This window comes from Bacillus mycoides, from assembly GCF_000832605.1.
GTDB lineage: Bacteria > Bacillota > Bacilli > Bacillales > Bacillaceae_G > Bacillus_A > Bacillus_A mycoides.
This window is the reverse complement of sequence record NZ_CP009692.1, coordinates 3236570-3257869: the sequence shown is the minus strand read 5'-3', so window position 1 is coordinate 3257869 and position 21300 is coordinate 3236570. Positions and strand designations below refer to the sequence as shown.

At 33.6% G+C, this 21300-nt stretch carries 12 protein-coding genes; 6 read left to right on the top strand and 6 right to left on the bottom strand.

Annotated features, from left to right (window positions below):
* Positions 1 to 22: 22 nt before the first annotated feature.
* Both BG05_RS18705 and BG05_RS18700 read left to right on the top strand, forming a co-directional pair.
* Positions 23 to 7033: a non-ribosomal peptide synthetase gene (locus BG05_RS18705; RefSeq protein WP_003189455.1), complete on the top strand. Its 7011-nt coding sequence runs from the start codon at positions 23 to 25 to the stop codon at positions 7031 to 7033.
* A 55-nt stretch (positions 7034 to 7088) separates the two neighbouring features.
* Positions 7089 to 8543 carry a pyridoxal phosphate-dependent decarboxylase family protein gene (locus BG05_RS18700; protein WP_003189459.1) on the top strand — a complete coding sequence of 485 codons (1455 nt, stop codon included), beginning with the start codon at positions 7089 to 7091 and terminating at the stop codon, positions 8541 to 8543.
* Between the two features lie 88 nt (positions 8544 to 8631).
* On the opposite strand, the gene BG05_RS18695 is transcribed toward BG05_RS18700, so the two are convergent.
* The 3 genes from BG05_RS18695 to BG05_RS18685 form a co-directional block, all read right to left on the bottom strand.
* Positions 8632 to 9588 carry an alpha/beta hydrolase gene (locus BG05_RS18695; RefSeq protein WP_002127565.1) on the bottom strand — a complete coding sequence of 319 codons (957 nt, stop codon included), beginning with the start codon at positions 9586 to 9588 and terminating at the stop codon, positions 8632 to 8634.
* 849 nt (positions 9589 to 10437) lie between these two features.
* Positions 10438 to 11439 carry an alpha/beta hydrolase gene (locus BG05_RS18690; RefSeq protein ID WP_016120263.1) on the bottom strand — a complete coding sequence of 334 codons (1002 nt, stop codon included), beginning with the start codon at positions 11437 to 11439 and terminating at the stop codon, positions 10438 to 10440.
* A 394-nt stretch (positions 11440 to 11833) separates the two neighbouring features.
* On the bottom strand, positions 11834 to 12295 hold the full coding sequence (locus BG05_RS18685) for a GNAT family N-acetyltransferase (protein WP_002032325.1): 462 nt from the start codon (positions 12293 to 12295) through the stop codon (positions 11834 to 11836).
* Between the two features lie 513 nt (positions 12296 to 12808).
* On the opposite strand from BG05_RS18685, the gene BG05_RS18680 reads away from it, so the two are divergent.
* Both BG05_RS18680 and BG05_RS18675 read left to right on the top strand, forming a co-directional pair.
* The gene (locus BG05_RS18680) at positions 12809 to 14239 is read left to right on the top strand and encodes an ABC transporter permease (RefSeq protein WP_003189464.1); all 1431 of its coding nucleotides are present in this window, start codon (positions 12809 to 12811) and stop codon (positions 14237 to 14239) included.
* A gap of 11 nt (positions 14240 to 14250) precedes the next feature.
* Complete coding sequence (locus BG05_RS18675; protein WP_003189466.1) at positions 14251 to 14928, top strand: ABC transporter ATP-binding protein; 678 nt, start codon at positions 14251 to 14253, stop codon at positions 14926 to 14928.
* A gap of 257 nt (positions 14929 to 15185) precedes the next feature.
* Here the strand turns inward: BG05_RS18675 and bla are convergent, their stop codons facing one another.
* Complete coding sequence (gene bla, locus BG05_RS18670) at positions 15186 to 16118, bottom strand: class A beta-lactamase (protein WP_033734000.1); 933 nt, start codon at positions 16116 to 16118, stop codon at positions 15186 to 15188.
* A gap of 469 nt (positions 16119 to 16587) precedes the next feature.
* Here bla and BG05_RS18665 point away from each other — a divergent pair, with 469 nt between their 5' ends.
* Positions 16588 to 17880 (top strand): hypothetical protein, encoded by a 1293-nt coding sequence (locus BG05_RS18665; RefSeq protein ID WP_002168309.1) that lies wholly within the window; start codon positions 16588 to 16590, stop codon positions 17878 to 17880.
* Positions 17881 to 17937: 57 nt separating this feature from the next.
* Here the strand turns inward: BG05_RS18665 and BG05_RS18660 are convergent, their stop codons facing one another.
* Together BG05_RS18660 and BG05_RS18655 are read right to left on the bottom strand one after the other, a co-directional pair.
* The gene (locus tag BG05_RS18660; protein ID WP_002127576.1) at positions 17938 to 19410 is read right to left on the bottom strand and encodes a sensor histidine kinase; all 1473 of its coding nucleotides are present in this window, start codon (positions 19408 to 19410) and stop codon (positions 17938 to 17940) included.
* Positions 19403 to 20068, bottom strand: a complete 666-nt coding sequence (locus BG05_RS18655) for a response regulator transcription factor (RefSeq protein ID WP_000800741.1) — start codon at positions 20066 to 20068, stop codon at positions 19403 to 19405. The genes BG05_RS18660 and BG05_RS18655 overlap by 8 nt, the downstream gene beginning before the upstream one ends.
* A 463-nt stretch (positions 20069 to 20531) precedes the next feature.
* On the opposite strand from BG05_RS18655, the gene BG05_RS18650 reads away from it, so the two are divergent.
* Positions 20532 to 21209, top strand: coding sequence for an HAD family hydrolase (locus BG05_RS18650; protein WP_002168307.1), 678 nt, complete (start codon positions 20532 to 20534; stop codon positions 21207 to 21209).
* Positions 21210 to 21300 lie beyond the last annotated feature (91 nt).

Here is a 21300-nt window from a genome sequence, read left to right as displayed (position 1 = left end):
TATTAGGGGGATAAAGATAAAAATGCACATTAAAGATCGAAGTTCGATTCATGAAAATAAAGGGGTAGAGGCGTTTTGGAAAGAGCAGTTATCTTCCGAGGTTCTCGATTTTTCTGTATTTAATAGCGGTTACCAACTAAATAAAGAAAATCCTTACGAGCACGTTCAAGTCATAATGAATGTAGAGTTTAGTAAAAGTATACAAAAAGTAATTAAGTCTCAAGATTTATTATTATTTAGCTGGTTACAGGCCGCGTTAAGGATTTGTTTGGCACACTATACAGATCAAGAAAGGATTACTATTGGTATTCCTGTAATTGAAAAGAATATTGAACAAAGCGAGAATCTTAATAAGTTGATTCCTTTAGGAAGTGAAATCTATCCGCATCACAGCTTTAAACAAGTAGTAAATCAGATTGAACAAACGACTTTATTCGGGTATGACAATCAGAGTTATCCACTCTCTGAATTATTAGCGAAACACCATTTAACTCCTTTTCAAATTGTTATTGGGATGGAAGGATTACATAATAAAAATTTGATAGAAGAATATGCAGAGAATAATTTAGCCATCTGGATACAAAGAGAATGGAATGAAATACATAATGAATTTGAAATTCAAATTTCTTTCAAGTCTCATTCATTCTCTTCTTTGCAACAGTTTGCAAATTCATATCTTTATGTTTTAAAGCAAGTGTCAACAAATTCGAATTTGGCTGTGAAAGATATTTGTATCATTTCAGAAGAAGAGAAAGAGTTGCTAGAAGAATTGAATCAAGGTCAGGCGGACATAGAATTGTCTCAATCATTTCAAAATTTGTTTGAGGAACAAGTGTTAAAAACCCCAGATCAAATTGCTGTTGTTTGTAATGATCAATCTTTGACATATAGAGAATTGAATAAGAAAGCAAATCAATTGGCCTCTATTCTTCAAAGTAAAGGTGTTTCCAAAGAAAGTATTATTGGGGTTATGGTAGATCGGTCATTGGAAATGATCATTGGCATGGTGGGGATTTTAAAAGCAGGAGCAGCGTATTTACCAATCGATCCTAACTATCCAAATGAACGAATTGAATATATGTTACAAGATAGTCAAGCGAAATGTTTACTGAGCAAGCGAACAGAAGTAGAATTGCCGCAATTTGCGGGTGAAGTGCTGTATCTTGATGAGGAATATCTCTTCCAAGGTGAGGAAAGTAATTTAGTTCGAGAAAGTTATCCTAATGATTTAGCTTATGTTATTTACACATCGGGATCGACAGGGAATCCAAAAGGGGTAATGGTAGAACAGAAATCTCTTGTCCATTTTTTAAGTGTAATGAGAGAAAAAGTAAAAGATAATCAGTCATTCTTGTTTCTTGCTAGTGTATCTTTTGATATCTCCTTGTTAGAAATATGTCTGCCTTTAACACAAGGTTCGAAAGTAGTTATTGCTACAGAGGATCAGTTCGCAACAAAAGAATTAGCTTATTTGGTCAAAGAACATAAGGTGGATTTATGGGAATCAACGCCATCGCGAATGGAAGTGATTTTGAGTGATCCAGAAGGGGCAAATTTTCTAAAAGATTTAAAATCTATTTTGTTAGCAGGAGAAGCATTTTCCATTGATTTGGTTGAAAAAATTCGATGCATCAGTGAAGCGACAATTTTAAATATTTATGGTCCTACAGAAACAACCATTTGTGCAACAGTAAAGGATTTGAGCTCTGCCAAAGAAGTTACGATTGGAAGTCCCAACCCGAATTATCATTCCTATATATTGAATAAGTATGGTCAATTAAAACCATTTGGAATTCCGGGTGAACTCTGCATTGGTGGCGTGGCGGTAGCACGAGGGTATCTTGGGAAATCTAAACTGACAGATGAAAAGTTTGTACCGAGTCCCTTTACGGCAGGAGAAATGATGTATCATACGGGTGATCTCGTTCGTTGGTTGCCTAATGGAGAACTTGAATATCTAGGTCGAATGGATCATCAAGTAAAAATTCGGGGATATCGGATTGAATTAAGAGAGATCGAAAGCCAGTTAAGGGAATATCCAGAAATAAACCAAGCTATCGTTGTTGATCAAGTATATGGAAATAGGAAATTATTAGCTGCGTACTATGTATCGGATAATAAGGTCTCTTTTGATGAAATCAGAAAATATTTAAGTGATAAATTACCTGAGTTTATGATTCCTGAAAAAATGATTCAGGTGGAAGAGATTCCGTTGAATCCAAATGGGAAAGTAGATAGGAAAAGGTTATTAGATATAACACAAACAGATTATGTATCAATTCCATACGTTGCCCCGCGCAATGAAATTGAACAAAAATTGGTGCATGCATGGGAAAAAGTTATGGAGATTGAGGGAATCGGTATTCATGATAATTTTTTTGCTTTAAAAGGAGAATCGATTAAAGCACTTCAGGTAATTAATCTATTAAGAAAAGACTGCTTAAAAATAAGTACAACAGATTTTTTTAAGCATCCCACGATTGCTCAACTTAGTACTTGTGTAAAGTTAGAGCATAAAACGGAAAACTTTGAAAATAGACCAACCCATGTTAAAGATTTGTCTAAGCCATTTCCCTTAACAGAGGTTCAGACAGCGTACATGTTAGGACGGAATTCACAGTTTGAATTAAGTGGTATTTCACCTCAAACTTATTTTGAATATGAAACAGAATTGAATATCAATCGTCTTTCAAAAAGTTTTCAAAAGGTAATTCAACGTCATCCGATGTTACGAGCTGTAATTTTACCAGAGGGAGAACAGCAAATATTACAAAGCGTTCCTGATTACGAGATTGAAATAGTAAGTCTCATAGATTTAGATGATAGGAATCAAAATGCTCGCTTACAAGAAGAACGTTCTCGAATGACTAATCATGTATTTCCTTTAGGGCAATGGCCTTTGTTTGAATTAAAAGCCTTTCTTTTAAAAGAAGACACGTATTTATTATGTTTTCGATACGATGCTTTATTAATGGACGGAGCAAGCATGAACATCGTTGGACAGGATTTGTTTCATTATTATTATAAACCAGAGCAAAGGTTAGAACCTCTATCTTTTGATTTTCAAGATTACATGTTTATCTATGATGAACTGGAACAAAGTACAGAATATAAAACAGCAAAAGATTATTGGACAAGTAAGCTTCCTGACTTTCCGTTTGCGCCTTCTTTGCTGTTAAAAAAGGATCCGGCAGAGATTGCTACTCCTAAGTTCCAATCACTTAATAAGATCCTGGACAATGAAATATGGACAAAGCTACGAAAGTTAGCACAAGAGAAAGAAGTAACTCCTTCGGCTCTGCTTTGTACAATATATAGTGATGTATTGGCATATTGGAGTAATCAACGTCGATTGGCAATTAATTTGACTGTATTTAACCGTTATCCTGTTCATGAAGAAGTAGAGCAAATTGTGGGAGATTTCACTTCACTCATCTTGTTGGATGTTGATGTGAATCCAGATCAATCTTTCTTTACTAGAGTAAAAGAAACGCAATCTACTTTATTAGATGGTCTCGAACATCGCCATTACGATGGAGTTAATTTCATTCGAGATTTTACTCGATATCATCAAATGACGCCAAAAGCAGTTATGCCAATTGTTTTCACTTCGATGCTAGCAGGTGCGGGGGCTTTTGCTTGGGAACAACTTGGTTCACTTCGCCATATTCATGCTCGGACTCCACAAGTGCATTTGGATAATGTGGTAATTGAAAAAAATGGAGAGTTATTAATTAGCTGGAACTATGTTGAAGAATTGTTTGATGTTGATGTGATAGAAGCGATGTTTCACCAATTTGTTGACTTATTGGAACAATTAGTGAAACAAAGTGACGTAACATCTTTGCAGATGAAAGAGTTAGACCATGCTTTAATTGAGCAATACAATGAGACAACAGAAAAAATACCGTCGACTACTTTAAATCAATTATTTACAGACCAAGTAAAACGTACACCGGATGAAGTAGCAGTAGTTTTTGAACAAGACTACTTAACATACTCGGAGCTTCATAAGCGCTCCAATCAAGTTGCGCACTTTTTAAAAGAACAAGGAATTGGTCTAGGTGACAAGGTTGGTCTTTTAGCACAAAGACGAGTTGACACAATTGTTAATATGATAGGTATTTTAAAAGCAGGTGCCGCTTATGTTCCGATTGATCCCGACCATCCTTCAGATCGCCAAACATATATTTTAGAAAATAGCTCATGCAAACTTTTATTAGAACCTAGTCTTTATGCAGAAAACCGCTTGTCATTATACACAACAGAAGATATGCCTGCTATTGCTGGTCCGGAAGATCTTGCCTATATTATCTACACTTCAGGAAGTACAGGAAAACCGAAAGGAGTAATTATTACTCACCAAGCGGTTGCAAATACCATTCAAGATATTAATCAAAAATATCAGGTAAATGAAGATGATCGTATTATTGGTATTTCTTCTATGTGTTTTGACTTATCTGTATACGATATTTTCGGAACGTTAAGCACAGGTGCAATGTTGGTAATGATTCGTGACCCAAGAGACATGCAAGAATTAATCCGTACTGTCGAACGTAGAGGAATTACAATTTGGAATACAGTACCTGCAATTATGGATTTGGCATTAGATCAAGTAGGTTCTCATTTTGAACATTCTTCCTTGCGTTTAGTTTTACATAGTGGAGATTGGATTCCACTTTCTTTACCAGAAAAAATAAAACGACATTTTCCGATTGCGGAAGTAGTTTCACTCGGAGGAGCAACAGAAGCATCGATTTGGTCAATTTATTATCCGGTCAAACAGGTGGAATCGCATTGGAAAAGTATTCCATACGGGATTCCTTTGGCAAACCAAACGTATTATGTGTTGAACTATGAAAAGAAAATGTGCCCTGTTGGTGTAATTGGAGATTTATATATCGGGGGAGTGGGCCTTGCTAAAGGATATTTAAATGATGAACAGAAAACAAATGAAGCATTTGTATCACATCCTGATTTTGGTCTTATTTACAAGACAGGAGACTGTGGAAAAATGCATCCTGAGGGATATATTGAATTTTTAGGCCGCCAAGATTATCAAGTCAAAATTCAAGGATATCGAGTAGAGTTAGAAGAAATCGCCCATTGTCTTCTCACTTACAAACAAGTCGAACATGCAGTAGTGATTGATCAGACAGATGAGTATGGTATAAAGTTTTTAGTCGCATATGTGGTAACTGAGAAAAATATTAGCACAACAGAACTTCGAAAGCATTTGCGAGATCACTTGCCAGGTTACATGATTCCTTCTTATTTTGTTTATTTGGAACAATTGCCCTTGACTCCAAACGGGAAATTAGATAGAAAAGCGCTCCCTACTCCGGAGAAACAAACAAATGAAGTATTTATTGCTCCAAAAACGGAAATGGAAAAAATATTAACTAGTGTTTGGCAAGAAGTACTCAAAGTAAATCGGATTGGAGTAAATGATCATTTCTTTGCCTTAGGTGGAGATTCGATAAAAGCGATTCAAGTTTCCGTCAGACTGTATAGACAAGGATTTGAGCTGGAGCCAAAAAATTTATTTTCATTTCCTATATTAGGAGACATGGTTCAATTTGTTAAAAAGCTTGATCATCTTCCAAATTCGCAAACAAGTGATGTAAACAAAATGAACGATAATAAAGTTACAGTACTAAATGTTAAAGATAAACAACTTAATCAACATACACTTATCAAAATACAAGAAAAAATGCCAGAAATAAAAATAGAACGTATTTACCCATTGGCACCTTTCCAGGAAGTTATTTATGAACATGCTGCGACTGAACCTGATACAAATGCATATTTCGAACAAACAATTTGGGCACTTGAGGGGGAGCTGGATATTAATCTCTTTATTCAGTGTTTCCAACAATTAGTTGATCGTCATGATTCTTTAAGAACGATAATTGTGCAAGATGAACAAGCACAACCTTGGCAAGCTGTTCTACATGATGTTCAAATGATTTCAGAGATAAAAAACTTGATTGAGATGACGAAACAAGAACAGCAAGAATTCCTAGACCAGTGGATGAATGAAAATTTAAGTCAAGGATTCAAAAATGATGAACTCATGACCCGTCTTTGTATATTCCAACTAGAAAATAACGAGCATAGGGTGGTTTGGAGTTCCCATCATCTATTATGTGATGGTTGGAGCGTCAGCATTTTGATAGACGAATTATTCCAGCTCTATGAAACAATAAATGCGGGAACTACGGCAGAGTTACCTATAGTGAAACCTTTTGAGACATTCATAGATTGGACTGTAGCACGAGATCATGAGAAAGCACGTCATTTTTGGCGGGATTATTTATCAGGATACAATCGGAAAATTAGTATTCCTAAAAAGAAAGTACCAACTCAAAGTGAAGGGTTAAATTTCACATTTATGGATTTAACATTAGATAAGGATTTGACTAATCAGTTACAGACATTTGTAACTAAAAACAATATAACTATGAATTCGGCATTACTAGCTGTATGGGGAATATTGCTTGGCAAATACAACGGAATGAGAGAAGTAGTATTACCTAATCTAGTATCAGTCAGACCTCCCGAAGTAGAAGGGATTGAAAATATGTTCGGTCTGTTCACAAATATTTTGCCTATCCGACTAGCATGGACAGAAACGCAATCTTTTGTGGACTTCCTGCAAAAAGTACAACTAGAAACATTGAAATGTAATGAGTATGCATACTATTCATTTGTTGATATACAAAAACAAAGTGAATTAAAAACTGAGTTGACTGACCATCTTTGGGTTTTTGAAAACTATCCGACTAACTCAGCTATCTTTTCTTCAAATGAAAACAGAAATTTTGCCATCACAGATTACGAAGTTGTTGATGAGCCTCATGTAAAGTATGGAATTATGTGCTTCCCTGAAGAGAAACTTACAATAAAGTTTGGATATGATCAAACCGTATATGAAGCGGAGAAAATACAGGAAATATTGAATCACATCCATCAGTTAATCAACATGATTCTTCAAAATCCAATACAGGCAATCGGTGATTACAAATTATAAAAAATGAAAAGGCGAGCAAGAACTCGCCTTTTTAAATAGAATAGGAGTAAACCAAATGACAAAAAACTTGCAGTTATCAGCCGAAGAGATGCGTCAGTTAGGATATCAAGCGGTGGACTTGATTGTTGATCATATGAATCATTTAAAAAGTAAACCAGTTTCGGAAACGATTGATAGTAATATTTTTAGAGACAAGCTAATTGAAACGATTCCAGAAAACGGATCCAATCCAAAAGAGTTACTTCATTTTCTTAATAACAATGTGTTTAATCAAATTACTCATGTGGATCATCCTCATTTTATGGCTTTTGTGCCAGGTCCTAATAATTATGTTGGTGTAATAGCAGATTTTTTAGCAAGTGGGTTTAATGTATTTCCTACAGCTTGGATAGTAGGTGCAGGTGCTGAACAAATTGAATTAACGACAATCAACTGGTTAAAATCAATGCTAGGATTCCCTGATTCAGCTGAAGGGCTATTTGTCAGTGGCGGTTCCATGGCTAATTTGACTGCACTTACTGTAGCGAGACAGGTCAAGCTGAATAATGACATAGAAAATGCGGTTGTGTATTTTTCTAACCAAACTCATTTTTCTGTAGATCGAGCACTTAAAGTATTAGGTTTTAAACATCATCAAATTTGCCGAATTGAAACAGATGAAGATTTAAGAATTTCAGTTAGTACTTTAAGAAAGCAAATAAAAGAAGATCGATTAAAAGGGAAAAAACCATTTTGTGTTATTGCTAATGCAGGGACAACGAATTGCGGAGCGGTGGACTCCCTCGATGAATTGGCTGATCTATGTGGTGATGAAGATGTATGGCTACACGCGGATGGTGCTTATGGGGCTGCAGCAATTCTCAGTGAAAAAGGAAGGGAGGTGTTAAGAGGAATTCATCGTGCTGATTCTTTGACGTTAGACCCGCATAAATGGCTTTTTCAGCCTTATGATGTTGGTTGTGTACTCATTCGCAATAGCCAATATTTAAGTAAAACGTTCCGTATGATCCCAGAGTATATTAAGGATACGGAAACTAATATAGAAGAAAAAGTGAATTTTGGGGAGCGTGGAATTGAACTTTCTCGTAGATTTAGGGCATTAAAGGTATGGCTTTCTTTTAAAACATTTGGAGTCACAGCTTTTCGTGAGGCAATAGATCATGGCATTATGTTGGCTGAACAAGTTGAAGAGTTTTTAAGGAAAGAAAAAGATTGGGAAGTAGTAACACCTGCCCAATTAGGAATTGTTACTTTTCGTTATATTCCTTGTAAGCGAACGTCTACAGAAACAATTCATGAAATAAACAAAAAACTGGTGGAAGAAATTAATCAAAGAGGATTTGCTATGCTAAGTACGACTAAATTAAAAGAAAAAGTAGTAATTCGACTTTGCTCTATCAACCCGAGGACAACATTAGAAGAAATACTTCAAATCATGATGAGCATTAAGGCGTTGGCAGAGGAAATAAACACATCGCCTAAACATCTTATATCTGTTTCTCAACCTTGATATATTAGGTGAATTTTACATATTAATAGCCGATTCTAAATGAGAATCGGCTATTATACTATTTACGAGTGTTTTTCTTGTAAAGGGATTAAGCCTCAACCTTAGAGACTCTTTTGAAACCAGTCTTTACTGCTTGTACCATTTCGTTTACAGCGTAAATAGATACATCGGCATTTGGATTTAACCCTTCAAACCAGTGATAGGCATTTGGATATAAATGAAACTCGACATCAACACCAGCTTGCGCTAGTTTGCTTACATAGGTTAATGTTTCACTGCGGAATGGATCTAATTGACCAACAAATGTGTAAGTATATGGTAAATCACTATAATCCTCTGCTCGAGAAGGCGCTGCATAGACAGGGATTTGATCTGTTCCATACATTTCTCCTAAATACATTTTCCAACCGGCTTCATTTGCCTTTTGATTCCAAACAAATCCTTCTTTAATTTCATTCGCTGAAGGTGTATTATTTCGGTCATCAATCATTGGATAGAGTGGCATCTGTAAACAAATTGAAGGATATTTTCGATCTCGGGCTAATAATGATAATGCTGCTGTTAGTCCACCTCCAGCGCTTACTCCTGCAACCCCAATTCGATTCGAATCAATGTTTAATGACTTCGCATTATCAGCAATCCATTTTAAAGCTGAATAACAATCCTCAATTGGTGCTGGGTAAGGGTGTTCAGGTGCTAAGCGGTAGTCTACAGACACGACCACACAGCCAGCTTCTTTTGCAAACCTCATACAAGTATCATCGTTATCATCTATAGACCCTAAGATATAACCACCACCATGTATCCATAATAAGACAGGTAAAGGTTCATTATTTGATTTTGGACGATAAATTCTTAATGGTAACGGATTATCATCAGGTCCAACAATGACTTCATCTGTTAACGAAAGGGATTCATCAACAACGGTAGGTGGTCTCATTTGAGCTATTCCTTCTCTGATTGATTGCAAGTTTTCCGGGTGTAAATCGAGATTTGGAAACATCTCTAACCCTTGTAATAACTCTGGATTTACTCTTGTTTTCATTTTAGCACCTCTATTTGTAATTGTTTTCGAATAAATGAAGTGTATTCTAAGTAGTTTAATTGTGAAAAAATATCACAATTAAATTGTAAATTGGATATGCGATAACAGTCAACAGAATATTCGGAAATTAAAGCCTTTCTCAAGAAGGAGTTTCACGCAACCAATAATACAAGTAGTGGATTTAGGAGCAAAGTGTTTTCATGTCGTTGTATTTATGTACACTTAGTCTTCTAATTAAACCAAGTGATAATCCTTTTTATTTTAATGACATATTGCAAGTGATACCTATTCGAATTCATACTCGGAAAGAATTAATCCATTTTCATTCCTTAATATATAATTCAGGGAAATACTCATGGGCAGGCATTAATATAGGAAAACAGTACAAATTAAAATAACTGTTTAAAAAAATTTCTTTTATTTGGCTAGAAAAGGAGTAGATTCTTTTTTCTTATCTAGACTCATGAAGAAGTATGAAAATCAGAATTTATAATTCAAAAGCCAGCTTAAAGTAATTGCAATAATTACTTTGGATAGTAATCTTAAAAAAATATAAAAAAGAGAAGAACTCACCAAAGTTCTTCTCTTTTTTATATGTAATTAGGGTTTCCATAACTGTAGATATGGATGGTGTAAATTAATGGATGCATAATTTACTCTTAAAATTATAACAGAACAATTAAAGATTTTTATATGTAATATTGCATATAAAGGGTAAACAACAATAATTTCTTTTTATAAAAATAAGCCCCTGGTGAAAATGATGAGTAACCCTTTTCCATATGAAATGAACTTGGTATAAAATGAAAGATTACAAGTATAAGATTCTATACTTAGTAATCCCTCACTTTAAGGTATGTCTTTGGGGAAGTGTGAGGAGTTCAATCGATTCTGAATAAAATTGATAGTATCAGTTGCAATTTTTTTACGTTTAAGAACAATCCCGGCATGTCCGCATGTATAAATATATCGCGTAGGTCTTTCCCAGGATTCCCACAAATAGTCCGTATCCTCAGAGTGCACATATAGATCGTGCTTACCTGAAATTAATAAAATATTTTCTTTTTTTACTTTTGGTAACGCTTGACTCGGTTCAGTGATTTTCCAATAAGCTATTAAATCATCATACGTAACACCATGATGTTCCAAATCTTCTCTAATAAATTTACCTGGATTTGTCTTCCAAATTGAATATGAGAGTCGATTCGCGTAGAAAATGGATGCTAACACATCAATTTCTGGTTCAACAAGAGATGTTAAGTTAGTAATAACTCCACCTAAACTGATTCCTATTAAAATCAAGGGACCATTTTTATTTTCTTTTATCCATTTGATCAAAGTTCGTAAATCAGCTACCGCTTGTCTAGTTGCTTCTACAGTTCGTTCAACATTGGCACTTACCATGTACTCTCCACTGTATAGGGATTGGTTCGGTTTTCTGTCAAAATGATATGGTAAAGTGAAATAATACATATTCCACTTCAAGTTGGTCATATGGTCGTGGAATATTTTTTTTACACGTTCGTTAGAATCCATTCTCCAACCGTGAACAAAGATGACATGAGGTGCATTTTCATTTTTATGTAAAAATAATTCTCCAGTGACAGAATCGTTGCGTGAATCACCAGATTGAACCGAGCTTTTATATTTGAATTGTCCAACCATGTATTCCTTTTCTTGTTTTAAATGCTTAATGTTAAAATGAATATGAGATGGTTTTACTTTATAAAAAAATTCTATGTCCTTTATATATAGTGAGGTGTTAGAAAGAGAAGTATACTGAAACTTTACACTTCTTTTTTTGTGCAAATCATACAAGGCGTATCGATCAATGAGTTTTGAAAAAATCAAATTAACCTCCTCCAAAATACATATCGTCTAAAAGATGGACAAAATTTATGCTGTAAATTAATTGTAAAATATTCTCTTTTCCTAATAGTAGATGCTTGAATTATAAAACAGGTGGGGAATTTGTATATTATATTATAAAGCTATCAATAAAATAAAACTATAAATATCTTTTACAAAAACCTAAAAAGCAAGTTAATATTCTCATTCATAAAAGAGAACATTAACTTGCTTATTTTCGTATCAAAAGGTACACCTTTTGAAGTGACGTAATTTATATGAAAGACAATGTGTCAATTTGTATATTTAATACAGTGATAGTTACCATAATTTTCGAAGCCTATAGTTAATTAACCTTACAATATACGTCTTTTTGGTATATAAATAGCTATATTCATTAGAGAAAGAGTTTTAATCCTTCATGAGAATCTTTAAAACCTAATTTCTTATAAAAGTGTAAAGCTTCTTGTCGTTCTTTATCTGTTGTTAACTGTACTAAATGACATCCCCGTAATTTAGCACGTTGAATAGCCCATTTAATAAGTTTACTTCCTATACCTTTACCACGTTTTGATGAGGCTGTCCGTACACCCTCAATTGTAGCTCTCCAACCCCCTTGACGTACAATGTAAGGCGTAAATGTAATTTGTTGAATACCGACAATCTCCGTCCCATCACACGCTACAATCAACTCGTTATTTGGATCACAATCAATAGCATGAAATGCTCTTATATAACTATCAGGGAGTGGTGTTTCATAGCGCTCTCTTTTATTTCCTAAAACATCATCAGCAAGCATTTTTACAATTTCATCTAAATCATCTGCCGTTGCAATCCTAAATGTTATAGTTTCTGTCACTATCAAAAAACCTCCTTAATGTATGCACTTGTTACTTTTATTTTACTTGTTTAAATACAATAGGTTAAATTATAAAATATTATGAGTCTCTATAACTTTTTCTTATAGATAGCATAAAAGCCTAACTTATAAAATTATAATTTAGGCTTTTTAACACAATATTATTATTAGAAAATCCGACCAACTTCAAAAAACCTCCATATTCTTTAATGAATTTTCATATTTAACAAGCACACATAGAACCATTCAAATAGGGTGGTTTTTATTTGTTGTATAGAAATTACGTAATAAGCATGGATTTGTATGCTCTCATTCAATGCTATCTAAAGCCATAACTTCCTTGCCAATATTCAAAAACGATTACGTTTTTGAATATGTGTTCCGATCTTTCTTGACCAGGTCAATGAATAACTACACATAAACTCCTTATATCTCTAGATAAACTACCGATTAGCTCCATATAGACTCTAGATAACCTATATAGAATACAAGTTATCAAGGAGGTAAGAAAAAATGAACTTTATGAAACGAGCAATTCTCAGTATGAAAAAAAGAGTAGGAACATCATTAATTTTGATGGCGGTTTTCCTAATTGTTACAAATTTGGTGTTGGCAGGATTCACAATCCAAAATGCATCAAAAAAAGCTGCTGATGCAGCAAGAAAAAAACTCGGTGCAGATGTTACTTTAAGTCTTGATTTTGACAAATTAGGTCAACAAGCTAGGGAAACTGGAGAGATGCCTAATCCACCGAAGCTTAATACAAAAGAAGCAGATCAATTAGCGAAGTCAAAGTATGTAAAAGACTATAATTACATAACTAGCACTCTCGGAATTTCTGACGGACTTAAACTAGTAGGAGCTTCAGAAGGAGAAGAAGAAGGAAAAGGTAAGGCGGGAATGGCGGCTGTACGAGGCGGTTCAGGCTCCGGTACAGAAATAGATATGAATTCTTCTTTTATGATTGAGGGAGTTCGCAAAACTGCATTACAAGAAAGCTTTGAGAATGGAAAAAGTAAAATCATTGATGGGAAACCAATTACAGAACAGATGAAAGATCAGAATGTAGCTTTAATGGAAAAACGATTAGCGGAATTAAACAACTTGAAAGTAGGAGACAAAGTTAAAGTGCAATCAGGGGATAAGAAGGAAACCCTGGAGGTTGAAATTATCGGTATTTACGAAACGAATGAGCAAGCAATGGGGCAACAAGCTCCTCCTATAATGGATCCAGCTAATAAACTATATATGCCGCATTCAACTATGAAAAAATTAGAAATAGATCAAGGTATAAGTAGCATTCAAGTCGTGTATTTCTTGAAAGATCCACAAAACATTGAAGCATTTAAAGAAGAAGCAAAAAAATCTGATATTGATTTTAATTATTATAAATTAGATGCACATGATTCGTTGTACAAACAAATGATTGGGCCTATCGAAAATATCTCATCAACTTCTCAAATGATTATTTATATTGTATCAATTGCAGGTGCGATTATTTTAGGGTTAATCATTATGTTATCGATTAAAGCACGTCGTAAGGAAATGGGGATTCTATTGTCCATTGGAGAGAAAAAGTGGAAACTGATGGCGCAGTTCGTAGTAGAAGTAGTATGTATCGCTATTTTAGCATTTGGATTATCCATAACAACAGGAGCAAAAATTTCTCAATTCATAGGGAATAATTTACTTTCGAGTGAAATTGCTACAGCAGGAGAAGAAACAAACACCTCACAAAATGGAACTGTAATGGTAGCTGGACCTGGTGGAACTGTACAAAATCAAAAAGAGGATCCAATTGATAAAATTAATGTAAGTGTAACAGGCGAAGATGTAGGGAAAATGGGGGGGATTGGACTAGCTATTGCTATATTAGCAACGCTTCTTCCAGCATTATCTATTCTACGCCTGAATCCAAAACAAATTCTTTTAAAAGATGAATAAGGAGGCTCGATATGGAGACGATTTTACAATTTAAAAACTTAGATTATTATTATGAAAGTAACGGAAAAAAAGTAGCGATACTAGAAAATGTTAACTTTTCTTTTCAAAAAGGACATTTCTACACGATTCTAGGACCATCCGGATCTGGTAAAACCACTACGCTTAGCTTGGGTTGTGGGCTAGATATACCTAAAAATGGTTATGTACTATTTAATGGAAAGGATATTCGAAAAATTGGTTTGGATCGGTACCGTAATCAAAATGTATCGGTAATTTTCCAATCTTATAATTTGATTACCTATATGAGTGCTCTTCAAAATGTCTTAACAGCAATGGAAATTACAGGTGTTAAAGTGCAAAATAAAACGGCAAGGGCATTAGAATTATTAGAGAAAGTAGGACTTACAGAAGTAGAAGCGAAACGAAATGTTCTGCAACTAAGTGGCGGGCAACAGCAGCGTGTTGCAATCGCTCGAGCGTTATCTTGTAATGTTGATTTACTGATTGCGGATGAGCCGACAGGAAACCTCGACGAAGAAACGGCAATGGATATAATAGAACTGTTTCAAGAACTTGCACATAAAGAAAATAAATGTATTATTGTTGTGACGCACTCACAGGAAGTTGCTAAAAAATCAGACCGTGCAGTCTATTTAAGTAAGAAGAAGTTGGTAGTAAACGAAATTTAATATAAACACCCTATTTTTTTAATTCACATAATTTTCGAAATTAGTTTCTTCAAATATTTATATTTGATATACAATATAACCAAGCCATAATTAAAATGGTCTCCCTGTATTGAATGTTAAGATAGTTTGTTATTCCCTTTTTAACAATTTTTGAAAAAGAACTTGTAGTATATTCTACAGGTTCTTTTTTGTACTCTTTCAATATCAACGGTCTTCAAATGAAATATGAATTTTAACTAAGTCATTCTTTGGAGTAATTATTTATTCGTTACTTTTAAAGCGTCTAACACTATTTTAGTTGCATTTGCAATAAGTTTATCATCGTATTTCGCATCTTCTTTCGCATGATTAGAAAGTATCGCAAGAATAATTGGCTTTTTATTTGGTGGCCAAATGATTGCAATATCATTCCTTGTTCCATAAGACCCAGAGCCGGTCTTATCGGCTACTTCCCATTCTCCTGGAACTCCAGCACGAATTAAGTTGTCCCCCGTAGTATTTCTTTTCATCAAATCTATTAAAAAGTTCCGTTTCTCAACTGAAAGTATATCGCCTAGCGCGTATGCTTGAAGACTAGTAGCTAATGCCTTTGGGGTACTAGTATCACGAGTGTCTCCTGGCTGTACTTCGTTTAATTCTGGTTCAAAACGTTCAGGGTTTGTGACAGTATCTCCTATTTCTCTCAGTGATTTTTTGAATTCACTTGGCCCACCTAATTGCTTAAGAATAAGATTTTGTGCAGTATTATCGCTATATCGAAGGGAAGCATCCGCAAGCTCTTTCAGAGTCATACCTGTATCTACATATTTTTCAGTAATTGGATTGTAATTCACAAGATCTTTGCTAGTATACTTAATTCTTTGATCTAAATCTTCTATTGATTTCTTTTGTAACAGTGCTCCAACAGCAAGGGCTTTGTGGGTAGATGCGTATGCAAACCGTTCATCTGAACGATAAGTAACGGTTTGATTCGTACCTGTGTCTAATGCATAAATACCAAGTTTAGCATCATATTCTTTTTCCAGCTTTACAAAAGAATGATTACTTGTATTTTCTTGTTTGGTTTGTTTCGGTGGTGCGGATTGAATATTACTATTGGAACAGCCTATAAGCGTTACACATGAAAGTAATACTACAGGTAACATCTTTTTATAATGCGAAATGTGAAAAAACTTCTTTGAAACTATCATACATTTTCAACCTCTTTCAAGAATATATGGATTTTGTATAGGTATTTTACATACCTATACAATTAACAAATGCACAGGATAGCACTCATCTTGTGTTTCTTGCATTACAAAATGAGAGAACTACCAAAAGCACCTTTTTTATACGTAATAGACAATCTAAGTAACACATTTGTTCCATTTATGATTAAGGTTTTGAATATATCCATTAATTTTATTTATAAGAATCACAAAATCCACCTTTTTTGCACGCTACTTAATTTAATGTGGATTTAGATTGAGTTTACCTCGTAATGGGAATTTCAATTGGATTGCGCATATATAACAACCTCGTTCCGGACAGAATAAGTAATAACAACTACTGATTTCATTTTAAGTGAGGTGTTATACGATACATACGACAAAGCAAAAAAGACTTGTGGTGCAAAGTATAACTACATTTAGTCTACTAATAACGACTATCTTTACACCCATGCTTATTTACATTGTTTATGGATTACAGATTTCGAAAGGCTTTGAGGGATACTGGCCATCAATCCTGTTTTATACAACTTATATGACGGGTGTGTTTATCTGGATACCTATTGTGAATAAGGCTGGGATTCACCGCTCCTTATATTGGACTGTTTCTATTCTGATAGTATCATTACTTAGTGTTACTTTCTTTGGATGGAGTTCAAGATGGCTAGAAATAAGTGCGTTAGTTTCTGGTTTTGCAGTTAGTACAATTTCTACCATGACGAGTACTTTATTGTTTCTACATGTGGAAGGCGGGGGAAAGGTTTATAATAAAAATCAACAAGCGATTATTATTGGTATCGTTTTTCTTTTACTAATAATCGTTTTGTTAGCGATTAGTTTTTTATCGCCGCCGCTGATAACATGCATATATGGGATTTGTTTAATCAGTATCCTTTTTGCTATAAAAAAAATGCCGAGAACAGAGTTAGCCAAAGGGCTTTTACCTATCTCCATCGTATCGGTTGTAGGAAAGTTTCTTTTTGTCTCAATGCTTATTCTTTTGATTCGAACAAGTCGTAACATAAATAATGAACAATATATTTTTTATTTTTTTCTACTTTCTATAGCGCTTATTTGTTTCATGTTTTTGAGTTTGTTGAAAGGAAAGTTCTTTCATAAACTTTCATCTTCTTTACCAATTCGCTTAAAGGCAGAATCATTTTTACTTGGATTAGGAAATGGATATTTATTTTTGATGGGTATTTTTTATAGTTTTACTTTCTATAACATGTTAACCTGTATTTTCATTGTAGTTGGACCATACCTATTAGGGATTTTGATGTCCATATTTTTAGATATCAAAGCTGCTAAGAAAGTTAATCCAATCCATTTGTTTTTAGTAAGTACTTTAATCATGATATTCGGGTTTTATTCTCCAATATTTATAGTCCTTAGCGTTACATTTGGGAGCTATGCCATTAATAGTATCTCTTCTCAAAATAATATGAAAGTATATATGGTGAATGCTACACATAGAGAGCTTTCTTTACTCATTTACACAACATGGAGAAATATGGGGAATATATTTTTACAATTTTTTATATTGATTGTGATTGTGGGAGTAGGGGTGTTTTACGATGTCGAATGGTCGCAACTTTTCCAAACAATTGTTGGGAAGGGTCAAATGCAAATTGAAGGGTTATCCGTACAACGATTGATGTTTATGTTAGCAATTTGCTGTTGGCTTGGCATGGTGGGCTTAGGTATGTGGATTGGTAAAAAAGCTAATCCCAATATTGCTTAAAAAGTAACTCGAAAAATATCAATACTAAAACTACAAAAAACAAACAAACTCGTCCTACTAAGAGGGGAGTTTGTTTGTTTTTTGTTTAGATAATGGAATGTTCATGCAAAATTGTACACTATGTTCCATATTCTTTATAGAATACTTTATATCTAACGTTTCAAGAATTTGTTTAACAATATATAACCCCAAACCACTTCCTCCAGTATTTCGATTCCTTGATTTTTCAATTCGATAAAATGGTTTGAAAATTTGTTGTATATTCTCTTCTTTAATATTGACACCTGTATTCATAATTTGCATTTTGATTTGACCTTGTTTAGAATCCTCACTTAACTTTATATAGACTTTTTCATTATGTGGTGAATACATAACTGCATTATGGATAATATTTTTACATGCTTTTTCAAAAAGAACACGATCTGTATAAACAGAAAGATCAGAATCAATTTCTTTTATTATTTGGATGCTTTTTTGAGAAGCAAAAAATTCGAGATCTTTTGTGATTGTATCTATTAACTTCGAAAGATTAACTTCTTCTACTTTTAGTTTAAAGGTGTGTTGTTCTAATTTCGACATGCTTAAAATTTCACGAACTAATTGTTCCATACTTTCAATAATTTGATGATTTTTCTTTAAATATTGATCACGATTTTGATAAGGGCCAATATTGTATATCATCCCTTCTAAGTATCCTTTCATTACAGTAAGAGGGGTCTTTAATTCATGTGCTACAATCGCAAAAAACTCTCTGCGTTTTGTTTCTATTTCTCGTTCTTTTTCGATATCATTTTTTAATTGTTGATTTGCTTTTTTCAAATCAAACATAGCTTGTTGTAAGTTAATAGACATGTCATTCAAACTATTAGATAATTCTCCTAACTCATCTGTAGAGCGAACCTCAATTTTTTCGGAGAAATCTAAATTTGCCATCTTTTGTGCACCCTCATTAATATAAATAAGTGGTTTTGTAATAAACCTGGAATAGAAATAAGCACTCCCTACACCAATTATGAGTACAATGATACTAATATAGGGGAGAAAGCGTACTAAAACCTGTGAAGCTTCATCAATTGGTTGAAATGTAGCAAAGACTATAAGCGTTAAACTACCATCTTGGAATTGAATTGGTTTCGTAACGTTATATGAATTGCTAAGGGTACCTGCATTCTCGAACCGTGTGGCTCTAGTAACTACTGTTGTTTGCGAACCATTTTGAGTAAAAGAAAATGAAGGAGAGTATTTAATTATTCCCTCATTATTTTGAAGATAAAGCATCGCATTATTTTTTTTTGCATATTCATCAAAAAGTGGTATCGCATCTTGAAACGTAAGATCTTTAGATTTATCAATGATTTCTTTTATCCCTGTTTGAAGTTGATCTGTTTTGTATTGCTCATAAAACGTAGGGAGAAAGAAGTATAAAGTTAAATAAATCAATACTGCAAAGGATAACAAAATGAGAGAGGTAGTCATAAAGAGTTTATAAGTAATTTGCTTCATCTTCATGATTTTCACAATACTATTCATCAATTTTATAACCAATACCCTTTATTGTTTTAATATAAGGGATAGCTAACTTTTTACGTAGGTTTTTAATATGTGTATCAATTATTCGTGTTTCTCCAAAATAATCGTACCCCCAAACTTTTTCTACGATATTTTCTCTTGTGAGTACTTTTCTCTCATTTTGAAATAGTAGTTGTAGAATTTCAAACTCTTTTGTCGTTAATAAAATTTCAACGTCATTTACATATACTCTATATGCATCAACATCGATACGCACTTCTTTAAATACCAAATGATTATTTACATTTTTATCATAACTTCTTCTAAGTACAGCTTCGACTCGTCTAATCAAAACATGAAACGAAAAGGGTTTTGTTATATAATCATCGATTCCAAGATCGAACCCTTTCATTTGATCTTCCTCTTCTTCCAATGCAGTTAGCATAATAATTGGTACGTTTGACTGACTTCGAATCATCTTGGATACTTCAAATCCATTAAGATTGGGCATCATTACATCTAGAAGAATTAAATCAAAGGATTGCTTATTAAATTGTGTCATACCCTCTAATCCATCTGATGCAACTACAACTGTATACTGTTGTGTCATTAAAAATTGTTTAATTAATTCCTGAATTTCTTGATCGTCTTCTACCACGAGAATATGATAGTTTTTCATAATATCACCTCTGGTAGTCATTATAGCCGTACTATCTGGAGTTTATGTGGAGATACAGTAGGAAACTTCATAGGACGTTTAACGTATTAACTCCATTTTCAAGATTGTGTATTCTCCGTAAAAAAGGATTATTACCCATATTCCTTTTTTATGGAGAAATATTTGTGTGCTTGAAAAAACTTATCATATAAAAAGCTGAACGATTAATATTTACAAAAAAATAATGTATAATAATGTAAAATGCATGTAGTTTTTTTTAACTGTTTGATAATATACTTTCGATACTTTACTAGAAGGGGAAAGGGAGATGAATTTAAATATAAAAGAAGCCAGCGAAATTCTAGAGCGTACGCCACAAACTTTGTAGTTTTTTTGCTAATTTAGTAAAGGCCTAAGGTGCGAACAATGGATTATTTAAATCATGTGAGAAAGGTTGTGAAATTATTTGAGGAGTTATAAAGCTATGCTGTTTGATTTAGATGATACGTTACTCGATAGGGATAAGGCAGTAGATAAACTGTTTTCCATTATTTTAGAGGAGTTTTATGGGGATGTTGAACAACATGCAGTAAAAAACGAAATGTTACAGAAATTCAAGGGATATGATAAAAAAAGCTATGGTCATAGTGATAAAGTAAAGGTTTTGGAATCGTTTTTTGATGAATTCCCACCGAAATATAGATTACCACGCAATTGCATTCAAGACTTTTGGAATAATAATTTCCCGAAATGTTTTTCTATAAACCAAAAAACTATTAATATCATAAATACTATAAAGTCACATATTAAAGTTGGAATTATAACAAATGGCTCAACTCAGAGGCAAAAAGAAAAAATAATTAACACGAATTTGAATCGTTATTTTGATACAATCATTATTTCTGAAGAAGCGGGATTTAGTAAACCTGACAAACTCATATTTGAATTAGCATTAAATAAGCTAAATGTACAATCAGAAGATGTACTATTTGTTGGAGATGACTTAGAAAAGGATATTGCTGGTTGTCAAAATGCAAATATAAAGGGCATATGGTTCAATCCTAATATGATTAAGAATAATACCGACACTAAACCATATGCCGAGATTACTTCTTTTGATAATTTATTAAGTTATTGTGGAGAGATAAATTTCCAAAAATAGTAAAAAGATAGATTGCCCTTAATTTCATTGACCGTATGAGAAGTTTTAAAACAATATTTATTTACGATGAAATAGAGGTTATCGAGCCAGG

Excerpts from the sequence above, each read along its gene's own strand:
- BG05_RS18705 (WP_003189455.1), top strand. The coding sequence starts at position 23 with ATGCACATTAAAGATCGAAGTTCGATTCATGAAAATAAAGGGGTAGAG.
- BG05_RS18675 (WP_003189466.1), top strand. The coding sequence starts at position 14,251 with ATGGAGACGATTTTACAATTTAAAAACTTAGATTATTATTATGAAAGT.
- bla (WP_033734000.1), bottom strand. The coding sequence starts at position 16,118 with ATGATAGTTTCAAAGAAGTTTTTTCACATTTCGCATTATAAAAAGATG.
- BG05_RS18680 (WP_003189464.1), top strand. The coding sequence starts at position 12,809 with ATGAACTTTATGAAACGAGCAATTCTCAGTATGAAAAAAAGAGTAGGA.
- BG05_RS18660 (WP_002127576.1), bottom strand. The coding sequence starts at position 19,410 with ATGAATAGTATTGTGAAAATCATGAAGATGAAGCAAATTACTTATAAA.
- BG05_RS18650 (WP_002168307.1), top strand. The coding sequence starts at position 20,532 with ATGCTGTTTGATTTAGATGATACGTTACTCGATAGGGATAAGGCAGTA.
- BG05_RS18655 (WP_000800741.1), bottom strand. The coding sequence starts at position 20,068 with ATGAAAAACTATCATATTCTCGTGGTAGAAGACGATCAAGAAATTCAG.
- BG05_RS18665 (WP_002168309.1), top strand. The coding sequence starts at position 16,588 with ATGCTTATTTACATTGTTTATGGATTACAGATTTCGAAAGGCTTTGAG.
- BG05_RS18695 (WP_002127565.1), bottom strand. The coding sequence starts at position 9,588 with ATGAAAACAAGAGTAAATCCAGAGTTATTACAAGGGTTAGAGATGTTT.
- BG05_RS18700 (WP_003189459.1), top strand. The coding sequence starts at position 7,089 with ATGACAAAAAACTTGCAGTTATCAGCCGAAGAGATGCGTCAGTTAGGA.